The organism is Pontibacter sp. LHS2, assembly GCF_058932845.1.
This window is the reverse complement of sequence record NZ_JBZYWG010000001.1, coordinates 465,822-479,035: the sequence shown is the minus strand read 5'-3', so window position 1 is coordinate 479,035 and position 13,214 is coordinate 465,822. Positions and strand designations below refer to the sequence as shown.

General features: G+C 47.3%; 13 protein-coding genes. 9 read left to right on the top strand and 4 right to left on the bottom strand.

What is annotated here, in order from left to right:
* Positions 1-214: 214 nt before the first annotated feature.
* The 6 genes from AC5FX6_RS02055 (at position 215) to mscL (ending at position 6,599) form a co-directional block, all read left to right on the top strand.
* On the top strand, positions 215-1,816 hold the full coding sequence (locus AC5FX6_RS02055; RefSeq protein ID WP_493595363.1) for a peptide chain release factor 3: 1,602 nt from the start codon (positions 215-217) through the stop codon (positions 1,814-1,816).
* Between the two features lie 12 nt (positions 1,817-1,828).
* Positions 1,829-2,500 carry a class I SAM-dependent methyltransferase gene (locus tag AC5FX6_RS02050; RefSeq protein ID WP_493595362.1) on the top strand — a complete coding sequence of 224 codons (672 nt, stop codon included), beginning with the start codon at positions 1,829-1,831 and terminating at the stop codon, positions 2,498-2,500.
* A 105-nt stretch (positions 2,501-2,605) separates the two neighbouring features.
* Complete coding sequence (locus AC5FX6_RS02045) at positions 2,606-4,195, top strand: SulP family inorganic anion transporter (RefSeq protein ID WP_493595361.1); 1,590 nt, start codon at positions 2,606-2,608, stop codon at positions 4,193-4,195.
* A 317-nt stretch (positions 4,196-4,512) separates the two neighbouring features.
* Positions 4,513-5,760, top strand: a complete 1,248-nt coding sequence (locus AC5FX6_RS02040) for a glycosyltransferase family 61 protein (protein WP_493595360.1) — start codon at positions 4,513-4,515, stop codon at positions 5,758-5,760.
* Positions 5,761-5,796: 36 nt separating this feature from the next.
* Positions 5,797-5,985: a hypothetical protein gene (locus tag AC5FX6_RS02035; protein WP_493595359.1), complete on the top strand. Its 189-nt coding sequence runs from the start codon at positions 5,797-5,799 to the stop codon at positions 5,983-5,985.
* A 185-nt stretch (positions 5,986-6,170) separates the two neighbouring features.
* The gene (mscL, locus tag AC5FX6_RS02030; protein ID WP_493595358.1) at positions 6,171-6,599 is read left to right on the top strand and encodes a large conductance mechanosensitive channel protein MscL; all 429 of its coding nucleotides are present in this window, start codon (positions 6,171-6,173) and stop codon (positions 6,597-6,599) included.
* 72 nt (positions 6,600-6,671) lie between these two features.
* Here mscL and AC5FX6_RS02025 read toward each other — a convergent pair whose 3' ends face one another.
* From AC5FX6_RS02025 to AC5FX6_RS02015, 3 genes are all read right to left on the bottom strand, one after another.
* Entirely contained in the window at positions 6,672-7,439 is a 768-nt protein-coding gene (locus tag AC5FX6_RS02025; RefSeq protein ID WP_493595357.1) for a creatininase family protein, read from the bottom strand.
* Between the two features lie 93 nt (positions 7,440-7,532).
* On the bottom strand, positions 7,533-7,925 hold the full coding sequence (locus AC5FX6_RS02020; RefSeq protein ID WP_493595356.1) for a hypothetical protein: 393 nt from the start codon (positions 7,923-7,925) through the stop codon (positions 7,533-7,535).
* A 40-nt stretch (positions 7,926-7,965) separates the two neighbouring features.
* Complete coding sequence (locus AC5FX6_RS02015; RefSeq protein WP_493595355.1) at positions 7,966-8,391, bottom strand: hypothetical protein; 426 nt, start codon at positions 8,389-8,391, stop codon at positions 7,966-7,968.
* A 257-nt stretch (positions 8,392-8,648) separates the two neighbouring features.
* On the opposite strand from AC5FX6_RS02015, the gene AC5FX6_RS02010 reads away from it, so the two are divergent.
* Positions 8,649-9,056, top strand: a complete 408-nt coding sequence (locus tag AC5FX6_RS02010; protein ID WP_493595354.1) for a hypothetical protein — start codon at positions 8,649-8,651, stop codon at positions 9,054-9,056.
* Between the two features lie 396 nt (positions 9,057-9,452).
* A complete protein-coding gene (locus tag AC5FX6_RS02005; protein WP_493595353.1) occupies positions 9,453-9,824 on the top strand; it encodes a hypothetical protein in 372 nt (123 codons plus the stop codon).
* A gap of 173 nt (positions 9,825-9,997) precedes the next feature.
* On the opposite strand, the gene AC5FX6_RS02000 is transcribed toward AC5FX6_RS02005, so the two are convergent.
* A complete protein-coding gene (locus tag AC5FX6_RS02000; protein WP_493595352.1) occupies positions 9,998-10,795 on the bottom strand; it encodes a hypothetical protein in 798 nt (265 codons plus the stop codon).
* Positions 10,796-11,410: 615 nt separating this feature from the next.
* On the opposite strand from AC5FX6_RS02000, the gene AC5FX6_RS01995 reads away from it, so the two are divergent.
* Complete coding sequence (locus tag AC5FX6_RS01995) at positions 11,411-12,949, top strand: S8 family peptidase (RefSeq protein WP_493595351.1); 1,539 nt, start codon at positions 11,411-11,413, stop codon at positions 12,947-12,949.
* Positions 12,950-13,214: the final 265 nt, after the last annotated feature.

Sequence of the window (13,214 nt, the reverse complement as noted above, 5' to 3'; positions counted from 1 at the left end):
GTTATACTGCAAAATGGCTGGCGTAGACATATATTCACAAGGTTTTGCGATTCAGCGGATTATTAGTACTTTTGCATCCTGAAATGCACGCAATACATTCACATAGCGTCCCTACTCCCCCTTGATCATTACTTTACCCTACCCGGGGTAAACAGCCATACTATCATCATTTTTTCAATAAAGATCCAGTTGGGTCGACCTTATTCTAAGCTACATGGTTTCAGAGGAAATCCTGCGCAGACGTACGTTTGCCATTATCAGTCATCCCGATGCCGGTAAGACGACTCTTACCGAAAAACTACTCCTGTTTGGGGGTGCCATCAACACGGCAGGTGCAGTCAAAAGCAACAAGATCACTAAATCCGCCACTTCCGACTTTCTTGAGATAGAGAAACAGCGTGGTATATCCGTTGCCACGTCGGTGATGGGCTTTGACTATGCGGGCCACAAGATCAACATCCTGGACACGCCCGGTCACAAGGACTTTGCCGAGGACACCTACCGTACGCTCTCTGCCGTGGACAGTGTGATCCTGGTTGTGGACTGCGTGAAAGGGGTGGAAGAACAGACCCGCAACCTGATGCAGGTATGCCGCATGCGCAACACTCCTGTGATCGTGTTCATCAACAAGATGGACCGCGAAGGGCGCGACCCTTATGAGTTGCTCGATGAACTGGAGCGCGAGCTCAACATACACGTGCGACCACTGAGCTGGCCGATCGGCATCGGCTCCACCTTCAAAGGCGTGTACAACCTGTATGACAAGCAACTGAATCTTTTCACGGCCAACAAACAGCAGCTCACCAAAGATGTGATTTCTATTGAGGACATCAACGGTTCGCAGCTCGACGAGATCATCGGGAAGAAGCCTGCCGACACACTGCGTTCTGATGCCAATTTTCTGGAAGAGTTCTACGAGAACTTCGATCTTGATCTATACAAAGAAGGTTATCTGGCTCCCGTATTTTTTGGTAGCGCTATCTTTAATTTTGGGGTGGGTGAACTGCTCGACACTTTCGTCAAGATCGCACCGTCGCCGCAGGTAGTGGCCGCCTCACAGCGGGAAGTACGCCCAGAGGAAAATGCTTTTACAGGCTTTATCTTTAAAATACACGCCAACCTCGACCCAAATCATCGTGACAGGATCGCTTTCTGTCGTGTGTGCTCTGGTAAGTTCGAGCGCAACAAACTCTATTATCATACCCGCCTTGACAAGCGTATCCGCTTCTCCAGCCCTACCAGTTTTATGGCCAACGAAAAAAGCCTGCTCGAAGAAGCCTGGCCTGGCGATGTGGTAGGTCTCTATGATACCGGCTCTTTCAAGATCGGTGACACACTCACTGAAGGCGAGCTGTTGCAGTACAAAGGTATACCGAGTTTCTCCCCTGAGATCTTCAAGGAAGTGGTGAACAAGGATCCATTCAAGACAAAGCAGTTAGAGAAAGGGATACGCCAGCTGACAGATGAAGGGGTGGCACAGCTGTTTGTGCAGCAGCCCGGTAGCCGCAAGATCATCGGCACGGTGGGCGAACTGCAGTTTGACGTGATCAAGTTCCGCCTGAAGCAAGAGTATGGCGCCACCTGCGACCTCTACCACCTCAACTACTACAAAGCCTGCTGGGTGACCTCCGAGGACAAGGACGCACTGGCCCGTTTCATTGCGATCAAGGGTAGTCACATTGCCTATGACAAAGACGATAACCCGGTATTTTTCGCTGACACGTCGTGGGTACTGCGCTCAGTACAGGAACATTATCCGAAGCTGAATTTCCACTTTACCTCCGACTTCAAATTCGAAGCGGCAAGACAGGGTTAGAACAGTCAGGATATGCCGGTTGGCTCCCACGATAAAAGCAGTTTGGTTTGTCCGTTGTGCTGCGAATGGCAACAGGCAGAGGAGTTGCAGGGGCCAGACAACCGGAAGCTATACCTGTGTCAGCACTGCCAGCTCATCTTTTCTGCCAAAGAGGATCTGCCCTCAGCAGAATCGGAAAAGGCGCATTATATCAGGCACGAGAACACAGTGCGGAATGAAGGCTATGTGCAATTTCTAAACAAAGCCATCACTCCGGCGCTCCCCTATCTACAGGCAGGCTGGCGTGGGTTAGATTACGGCTGCGGCCCTGGTCCTACCCTGTCGGTGTTGCTGCGGAATAGGGGCTTTGTCATGGACGACTATGATCCGTTTTTCTATCCGGAGCTGAATGAGGACCAGGTATATGACTTCATTTTCGCGACGGAGTGCTTTGAGCATTTTTTTGAACCAGCCACTGAAATGCAGCGACTCAGCCAACTGCTACGTACAGGCGGCTTCCTGATCGTGATGACACAGCAATGGCAGGATTTAAGTGTCTTGCAGTCTTGGTACTATGCCAAAGACCCGACGCACGTTGTCTTTTACCATCCGGGTACCTTTGACTGGATCGCAGCGCATTATGGTTATGCTATAATTTACAGAGATGATAGAAGCGTGATCATTCTAAAAAAATTGAAAAAATAGAGGATACCGGCACCTGTGTCGCATTAGATCACTGTAAATCCAGCTATCCATTTCAATATACATCTTTATATACCTCATTCTATTTGTCAACACCAGAACACATTTATGAATCAGAATTCCTTACCCGATCAGAAAAGAATTAACGACGGTTTTTTCTCGCATGTGAAGACCGATTTACCTGCCGGTCTGGTGGTTTTCCTTATTGCACTTCCACTTTGCCTTGGTATTTCCCTCGCTTCCGGCGCCCCCCTCTTCTCAGGTATCATTGCAGGTATAGTAGGCGGTATTGTAGTGGGATTGCTAAGCGGCTCTAAAGTAAACGTAAGTGGTCCGGCGGCTTCTGTGGCTCTTGTGGTGCTGATGGCTATTCAGTCGCTGGGCTCTTTTCAGGCAGTCATGGTGGCAACCATCATCGCCGGTATATTCCAGATAATACTGGGCTTCCTGCGGGCAGGTACCATTGCGTACTTCTTCCCTTCGTCCATGATCAAGGGTATCCTAGCCTCCATCGGTCTGATTCTGATCATCAACCAGATACCGCATGCCTTCGGGTATTCTGGCAAAGAGATCTTTGGCAGTATGGAAGACGGCCTCAGTGCCAATATTTTCAGCGACATCCTGGAAGTATTCAACTACATAAGCCTTGGTGCAACGATCATCACCATCGTGTCCCTGATCATTATTTTTGCCTGGGACCAGCCGGCTCTCAAGCGCTATGCCTTCTTTAAGTTCGTGCCCTCCGCCCTGATCGCAGTGATCGTGAGCGTGCTATTGAACCAGGTCTTTGTGGCGTACTTCCCGGAACTGGCCCTAAGCGGCGGTCGCTTGGTACAACTTCCTGCTGCAGGCAGCATCGGTGAGTTCTTCTCTTTCTTTACTTTCCCCGATTTCTCTCAGATCACGAATCCAGAGCTGTATACAGTGGCCATGAGCATTGCCTTTATCGCTTCGCTGGAGTCCTTGCTTAGCACGGAGGCTGGCGACAAGCTGGATCCATACAAGCGCAAGTCGTCTACGAACCGCGAGCTGAAAGCCCAAGGTATAGGCAATATCGTATCAGGCTTCATCGGTGGTTTGCCGGTAACTGCTGTGATTGTGCGTACATCCGCCAACGTATCGTCTGGTGGCCGTACGCCACTGTCAACCATTACCCACGGTACGGTGATGCTGATTTGTGTGATGGCGATTCCTCTTATCCTGAACATGATACCGCTTGCTTCGCTATCGGCCGTGCTGTTTGTAGTGGGTTACAAACTGACTTCGGTGGCACTGTTCCGTCGCATGTGGAAAGCCGGCAAGCGCCAGTTCGTGCCCTTCTTCGTAACCATCGTAGCGGTGATGCTGACCGACCTGATCACTGGTATTATGATCGGTGGTGCCGTGTCGGTGTTCATGATCCTGCGCGACAACTACCGTACGCCGTTCTTTATCGACAAAAAAGCCCATCATGAGGGCGAACGCGTAGAGCTTGTGCTTTCGGAAGAGGTTACTTTCCTGAACAAGGCCAGCATCATGCTGACGCTTGACCACGTGGCACCAAATTCTACTGTTGTGATCGACGCCAGCCGTTCAGTGAACATTGATGACGATGTGCTGGAGATTTTAGAAGAATTTAAGGCGACGGCAGCTTACAAGAATATACGTATAGAACAAATTGGGCTTGACAAGTTTTACGAGCAGCGTAAATTGGCTTAATTTAAATACAATTTTTAGAGAACAATCCAATACCAGAGTCAGTATATAGATTCAGATTGATTTACTATACTGATGACAGCTTGCACACCGAAATACTCTACTCCTACTCCCCCTTGACTCACAGCGCTTGCTGCTCAAGAGGAGTAGGAGTTTTTTATTCGCATATTTTTCTCCTAATCAGTGCAAAAATCAGCCATGTAAGGACCACACAGACCAATCATTACCTTATTCTACCATTATAAAAGCAAGAAGCTGCTTCAAGACTTAGCCATCGCTTATGGCTATACCTGCTTACTGCTTACTCTAAACCCAATACCATGAAGCTATTCTATCAAAAGCTAAAGAAACGCCTGGGCAAAATCGCAGGTAGATTTATATCCCACAAAGTCAGATACAGGCCGCAGAGCATTTATAAAATAGACTCTGACTTTGCGAAAGCACAGAGTCAGAACGAGGTGATCCTATACCCTGTCTACCCGGCTCTTCAAACTACACTGGATATTTCAGAGGAGTTGTTTGAAGCCTGCTCTGACTATTGGAAACCACAGCGACAGGTCACTACGGATTATGTGGTAGTGGAAGCTCCGAACGGAAGAATATACACAGATAATGAAAGCTGCGTAGCGATCATCAGCAAATACAATCACCTGATTGAGAATGTGTCTTTGAGCCTGAAAGACGGAAAAGTAACCGAATCCGGGTATAGCAATATCTTTGAGCAGCGGTACTTCTCGAGTCCTGTCAAATTTGACGGCACTGTGTTTTCCATGCTGACAGGCGGTGCCGGGCTTAACAATATCTGCCACTGGTTTGTGGATGTGCTGCCCCGCTTGCACTTGCTCAAAGAAAGTGGGCTGTATGACAAGGTAGATTGGTTTATGGTGCCCAGCCTGCGCTATGACTACCAGGTTGAAACGCTGCGCCTGCTGGGTATACCGGACGATAAAATAATCGCTTCCGACAAGCATCCGCACATTATGGCTGACTGTGTTATAGCCTCTACAGCACCCCGTGGCAATCACACGCTGGTACCACATTGGCTGTGCGACTATATCCAAAGCGCCTTTGTGCCACTTGCTGACAATACCGATGAAACCGAGCAAAACGTTAAACTCTACATCAGCCGAAGCGACTCCAGGTTGAGACAGGTAGAAAACGAGGCGGAGCTGATCGAAGCGATAAAGCCATTTGGTTATCGGCCGGTTGTGCTAAGCCAGCTCTCTATTATGGAGCGTATCAAGCTATTTTCAAAGGCCAGCTCCGTGATATCATCCACTGGGGCGGGTTTGGTTAGTATGATGTTCTGTAAGCCGGGCACCAAGGTGATCGAACTGTTTCATGAGGGTTTTGTGATCGAGCCTTTCTATGACATTGCCTCTAAAATGGGGATGGACTACAGTTACATCATCTGCAAGAGCGACAGCCTGGTAAAAAATGCAGGACAAGGGCAACACGAGAACTTAATAGTGGAACTCTCCGAACTCGTCAACCTGATCCGGGCCGAGAAGAAGAATAAACAACAGTTACAGCCAAATCAACAGACTAAACAGCAGGTACGTAAATAAAGCAGGCCTCTACGAAGCCGTGATTATAGCAATACTATGGAAGAAGACAAAAAGAAGTTTCTGGATGCACTCCGAAAGAACAACGGTGAGCTGGACGAAAGAGCATTAGGCGAGAGCCTGGGCTTCAGTAAGCAGTACACAGACGAGCTGATTGAGAGCCTGATGTCTGACGAGAAGATCGAGTATAGCACACAGCAAAACTGCAGCTATAAAGTAAAGGATTAAGGAGATAAGGGGTTATCACTGCCCGTATCTCGTATAAAAGGAGCCACTGACTGCCGGTATTAACGATATCGCAGCCAGTGGCTTTTCTTGTGCAAAGGGGGTTGCATTATACCTACAAATGAATATATTTACATATCCGAAATTATACGTAGTGTTATTCACCTAAATAATCAGAGCATATGGGTATGATGAAAGAATTCAAGGAGTTTGCCATGCGTGGCAATGTAATGGACCTGGCCATTGGTATCATCATTGGTGCGGCTTTCAGTGGATTGGTTAATTCCGTTGTAAACGATTTGATCATGCCACTGGTAGGCAAGGCTATAGGTGACATGGACTTTTCGAATCTCTATGTACCGCTCTCTGAAGCTGTGCCGCATGGTTTAGCTTTAGAAGAAGCCCGCAAGCTGGGAGCCGTGTTTGCCTGGGGTAACTTTGTAACGGTACTGATCAACTTCATCATCCTGGCCTTCATCATCTTCCTGATCGTGAAAGGCATGAACCGCATGATGCGCAAAAAAGCTGCCTCCCCAGCGGTGCCTCCGGCTCCTACTAAAGAACAGGTACTTCTCACCGAAATGCGTGACGCACTGCGTACCATTGCGGCAAAATAGTTTCTTGATTGTTGAATGATTGAAGGTGCACGACCTGTCCGATCGTGCACCCACCCTTAGCTATCTAACTTCCTAAACTCTGGTATACCTGTCTTTCGGATCTACTTGAGAGAGTTCTTTCAGCAACTGCGCAATATTACGGGTGGTGGCTTCAAAGAAGGCTTTGCCTTTGGCAGGCGTGGCTGCCGCTGGGTTGCCTATACCTGTGTCGTCACTTACCTGGGACCACAGTCGCTCTGACCAGGCCCAGCCTTCGCGTATACCTGTTAATCGTGACTTGTACTCTTTCCCCTCCCCCGCTTCGCTGAGCGGCAACACCAGGTCAGGGCGCAGGTGCTGCATGATGCTGGTTTCCATCTCGTCGGCGTGGTCGCCGGGGCTATCGAAAAATGCCTTGCGGTCTGCAGCCAGAAACCAGTTACAGGTGAGCAAAAACATATCCGGGAATTTCAGGCCGAGCTCCCGCAGCATAGGTTTGAAATCGTTTCCTCCGTGGCTGTTGAGTAACAGCAGTTTGCGTATACCCTGACGATTGAGAACTTCTACAATATCCCGTAGGATGGCCAGCTGCGTGCTTGGGTTTAGGTTGATGTCGAGGGTGATGTCGGCTTGCCCGGTGTTCACCCCATAAGGTATAACCGGCAAGACCGTCACTTTTACCCCATCCTCCCAAGCCAGCCGTGCCGCTTCCGCAGCCACCGCCTCCGCTTCGTAGTTATCAGTGCCATAGGGCATATGATAGTTGTGCGCTTCCGTGGCGCCCCAGGGTAATACAGCTACCTCGACCTGCTGGTCTTTGATGGCTTTCCAGTTTGATTCGGCAAGTATGTAGGGACGCATGGGGAGTTTAGGACTAGGAGTTATAGAGTTTGGGAAGTTAAAGGAGCAGGATGTTAATAATTTCCCCAAGCTACCTATCCGACAATTTAACCATCAGGAGATCAACCACTCAACCGCCTCGTCCAGGCTTTCAAAGCTGCGGTAGGCGATAGAGCCGATCACGAGGGCAGCGGCATTGTTGGACACGGTTTCGCGGTCAGGGTCGCCCGTTTGCAGCTTTGCAAACTTCTGCAGTCTGGTAGTAGCCAGTTGCAGCGCCAGGCCATTGATGATCTGGGCGTACTCTTCCATTGGCAACGTAACTTTTGACTGGCGGGTGTCGGTCAGGATACGCTTGATGTCGTAACTACGCACTGCCTCCACTACCTCGTTAATGATATACGTCACCTCCGGTAAGGTATAATCATGCATGTTGGGCCACTCAATATACAGTATATCAGTGGTGGGGTTGTAATCTAATTTAAGAAACTTGTTGGGTATGATCATGTTTTTTGCTCAGGTACAGCGCAATTATTGGCGAGGTCCATCACAAATATATAGCTTTTGTCTGATCTTCCATTAACCATTTCCGGGCTGCTCCATATTCCTCAAATTCCCTGAAGCCATAGGCCAGCCCATTCTGACCCAATTGTTTGAACATGTTTTCGTAACTGATGCGGGCCGAAATATCAGTAGACCTGACACGTGCCATTTTATCCAGCTGAACTGTTTGCGAGAAAAAGAGAGGTGCCCATTCTTCTGTAGTCCACTGCTGGTCTGACAGGCGAACCACCCGCGCCTGACGGTAGTCTCCGAGCCAGCGCTTGACCTCATGATTTTTGAGGGCTTCGATGTACTGCAACATGGCTTCCCGGTATTCTGCACTGCCCGCATAAGCTAACCAGGTAATTTCCAGTAGCTGCTGCGCCTCGTAATAGGCAATGCTTATATAGTTTTTTTTGTATATTATCATTGCATCTTGGTCTATTTAGCAGGTCTTAGCGCATATAGCAACGATAAAATCGTTTCCACATTTACATGGCCAGGACATTCCTACCTAACTATTTCGACTGAGGTATGCAATAAACAGTTTCCAGTTTTAAAATCAAAACCTCTGTTGGATTTTAGTATAAATTATTGAACTGCTCGTCATTTAGCTTGATCGGTCAGGTCCAGCTTTGTAACTTGCGCTGTTTCATTACAGCGACTTCTTATACCGACTCACAGCCCATGATTCTTTTGCAAAACAGCATACTGCGACTGGAGTACGACCCAGCCACCGACATATTACAGGTGCGCTACCCTGATCTGCAACGCTTTCATTTATCAGAGATCAAGCACAGCCTGCAGATTATGGTGGAGACGATACGAAACTATGACGTGCGCAAACTTCTGCTTGACGCCCGCACTACATCCATCGAAATAGAGGAAGAGGAGAACAGGCAGCTTACGATGGAACTCGCAGCCATGCTGGCCAAGACGCGCCTGATCAAGGTGGCCCGCATCCAGCCCTTCGACCCCGAAAATGAAGCCCGTGCCCAACGCAACATTGAGGCCGCCCGCAAGGCCGGAACCCTTACCTATGAGGTTACCACTTTTACAACCAGGGAAGAAGCCCTTGTCTGGCTTAAAGCTTAAAATTCCAGGCACAAAAAAAGCGGCCCCGGTCGTTCACCCCCGGAGCCGCTTCTAACGTTCACAAAATGAGCTTTTGTTAAGCTGACTATATATACGGTCGCCTATATTAGAAAGTTGTTATCTTTTTTAAATTATTTTTGGTTCATTTTCATAATAGTAGAAGCCCTCCCCCTATCTGATTCCACCGAACCTAAGAGTTTACATTGCCCTTCGTTATTGCCCCTTGTTTCTCCAATACCAGAGAAGCGGCCTAGGTATAAGTTGTCTGCCAATTAAGCTTACTTTGCGCATAGGGTTATTCCTGAACCATCAGCCCAAAAAGGCACATCATTCATTAACTTATTGAATTACTGAAACTTACATGCCTGCAATGTAACACAACACGTATATATAAATATGAAAAAGTTATTTATATATGTAGGTATAGCCCTGGTACTAACGCTATACACGGAGCAGGCAGAAGCACAAACAGCGAATCAGCAAAGCCAAGCTTCACAACAAGTCCAAAATGAGCAGCGGATTCATAATGCTGACTCGGTTTATCAGTTTCACAGTGCCCAAAGGGCAGTTACCAAAAGCGATCTGAAAGCAGCGGAGAAGGATCTGAAAGATGCTCAGCAGCACTACCGGGAAGCAAAGCGCCGCGACAAGGAATCTGCCGATGCTGTTAAACAGGCAAAGAAGTCACTCAGCATGGAGAAAAAAGCTCAAAAATCCCGCCAAAAGGCTACAGACCAAGCTGAAAAAGCCCGTTTGTCAGGTATGTAAGCAGGCCTTCGCCTGCTGTACCCTGGCGATCTATTACAATTTGTAAGCCCCGGCATGGCGAAGCCCGGGTCCAGGAGCAACAATTTGTTGCAGGTGAGATGGCAGAGGCAGTTTATCTGCGCTGCTTCGCCGTCTGTTTAATAATACAAGCATAAAGTTATGAACCCCACTTCTTACATGCAGGTATACGTGACTTCGCTTTGCTTTCTTACAGTATAGTTATAAGTACGGTATTGCGTTACAGGAAAACCTTCGGAGTTAAAGACCATCTCGTTTGTAAAATGATGCTGTTTGTTTTTTTCTTCAGGTAAAACCGTGTAGCTTTTTACGTTGTTTTTGTGAGACAACACAAAACTATACACCATCATCATAGTCCGATAGGCAGGTAAGGACCAAAAGAAAGACTTTTGATCATCGAAGGTATACAGAAATTCAAATGCATGTCCCTCGCCTGAAGCTAGCGTATAGCTGTAATCAAGCTTCATCTGCTTTTCGCTTATATAGGTATGCAGGCTGTTTTCGAATAGATGGAATTCACCTGTGCTTGTTCTGCTGAACTTTTGTTTTCTGATAAAGCTATTATCAGGACTGTAAGTAAATATGTAGTAATTGGCCGGGCCTTTTTCGCTGGGTTCTCCCATGAATTCATCGGCTTTAATAAGGCGCTTTTTTGTGTCGTAGAAATAAAGCACCGTTCTATATACCCCTTCAGGGTAGTGAGGTTCCTGATTAGACTTCAGGGTACCATCTTCGTTATAAGAGAAGCGGTTTTTGATTATGCCACGGTCAATATCCTCTAATGATACCAGTTGCATTCGCTCATTGTATACAAAGCGTTCATTTTCTCTATAGCCATGTTGGGTGAGGTAACTATACGTTTGCGGGTAGCAGTTAATTTCAGGCTTGGGCTCGTTTTTCTTGCATCCCAATAAAAGCAGTATGGCTAATAGGTAAAGTAGATTTTTCTGCATGTCATAAAGTTAGTTTTCGCTAGGGCTGATGCTGTCGAGCAGCGCACGAAGCGCCAATTAGAAAGCTTCCATATCGGTGCGGGCTGTCTTGAGGCGGAGATAAGTTCTGTTCAGGGCCTGGAGGGGGCATACGTTGTTTTGCTGTATGGCTGAAATTTACAAAAGCAAGATACCTAAAAATAAAGCTTATGATTCACAGAGGTATTAAATATAAGTAATATCCTATAGTCGTTACAAAATGCCGTCTGAACTATCTCTAGTAGCTTTCTCAGGACTTCCATATACCTGAACTCCTATCAAAAAGGAGAGCAGATAAAAAAATATCAATATTTTAATTTTTAAAATCAATAAAATAATCATAACTTAATTTCAGAATAGCCTGTTATGGTATTTTTATATAGCCATAACATCACCTACACATACCTTTAGGTATACTCACCGCTTCTGGTAGTCTGTTTACCTTATTTATTTTCATGCTTACCAGCTTTTATAAAATCTGCTCAAAGCCAAAACCAAGCTTTGAAACTTGTTTTAATTTAAAAAGCTGCCGGGCCTGTTTGCGTCTTGAAACCTTAAAACTATACCTAAACCAATTAATTATTTAAACTATAAACTATGCGCAACAAATTTTTTACTACTAAAACTTTACTTTATCCGGCTCTCTTCGCCTTTGTGGGCCTGATGGGATGTAACCCCGAAGAAGACATGAACCCGACTGGCGAATTGAGCCAGGAAGCCACGCAAATGGCGCAGGGAATTAACCCAAAATCAAATGTAAAGCTGCATAATAACCAGTATGTGGTTCTCTCGAGCAGCGAAACCATGTCAGCTGATATAGCTGCCCAACTGAACGCAGCCAATGGCAAAGTAATCAGTTTGATGGAGCAGGCTGGTGTGGCCACCGTCTATTCTGATGACCCGAATTTCGTTGCCAACGCTTCTAAAATCAAGGGTGTACGCTCTGTGGTGCGCGACCTGGAGGTGCAGTGGTATAATCCGGATGACATGAAGATTGTAGAACTGGGCGATGTGGGCACACCGCCGGCAAGTGGCGATAACGACCGCTTCTTTGACCTGCAGTGGGGACATGCTGCCATAAAAGCACCTCAAGCCTGGAATGCCGGCCACCGTGGCAATGGTGTTCGTGTTGCCGTGTTGGATAGCGGCTTTGACTTGGACCACCCGGACCTGGCACCTAACATCGACCTTGCTGCCAGCAAAAACTTTGTTCCAGGCGAAGGACTGGGTTATGCACTACCAGGTGTAGGTAGCCACGGCACCCATACAGCCGGCACCATTGCGGCCGCCGACAACGGGATTGGCATTATAGGTGTTGCGCCTGAGGCGAAACTGATTCTGGTAAAAGTGCTGCGTGACTCCGGCTCCGGTTCTTTCTCCTGGATGATGAATGGCATTGTTCATGCGACACAGCAAGGCGCCAATGTGATCAACATGAGTCTTGGAGCGGCCCTTCCACGCAATGGCAAGTTCCTGAACGACAATGGCACACCAAACGATCCGTCTGACGACTTTATCGAAAGCGATACCAAAGCCGTGCAGGAGTTGCTGATCGCTATTAACCGCGCCACCAGCTATGCCACCAAAAACGGTGTAACCGTTATAGCCTCTGCTGGCAATGACGCCAACAACGGAAACGCAGACAAGTCGCTGGTACACATACCTTCTTCTTCTACCGGCGTGATCTCCATCTCGGCTACGGCTCCGCGCGGTTGGGCACTAAATCCTTTCGGTACTTTTATGGATGACTTCGCCTCTTACTCTAACTATGGTACCTCGGATGTGCATTTTGCAGCTCCAGGCGGCGACTATATGTTTGCTTATGAAGCTAATGGTTTTAAGTTAGTTAAAGTAGGCCCTACAACCCAGCCTGCCTACGTCTTCGACTACGTTTTCAGCACGGGTAGCAGCCTGACTCCCGGAGTTGCTCAGTATTACTGGTCAGTTGGTACGAGTATGGCAGGTCCTCACGCAGCGGGCGTAGCGGCGCTTCTTATCGGCCGTAATGGTGGCAAGATGAACCCGGCTCAAGTACTAGCCAAACTACGCGCCACTTCTGACGATCTGGGCAAACCTGGTCATGACCCTTACTATGGTTATGGCCGCGTAAACGCCTTCCGTGCCGTAACAGAATAGGTATTGAAAACCCTCATAACAGAAGCCGGACTGCTTTTCAGCAGTCCGGCTTTTTTATTTGTTCGGATTGATTTTAATCCAATTTTAACACAGCGATTTATTTTAATTATTCTATTTAAAGGATTATAAACCAATGAAGTACAGTAACAAATAAAGTATCTCAAAACGCTATATAAAGTTATATCTTGGACATTATTAAGCCTTTTTTCAACATTAAGAACATTCTCACAAATTTTAACTAACAAAGGAACCCATATTGCCTAAT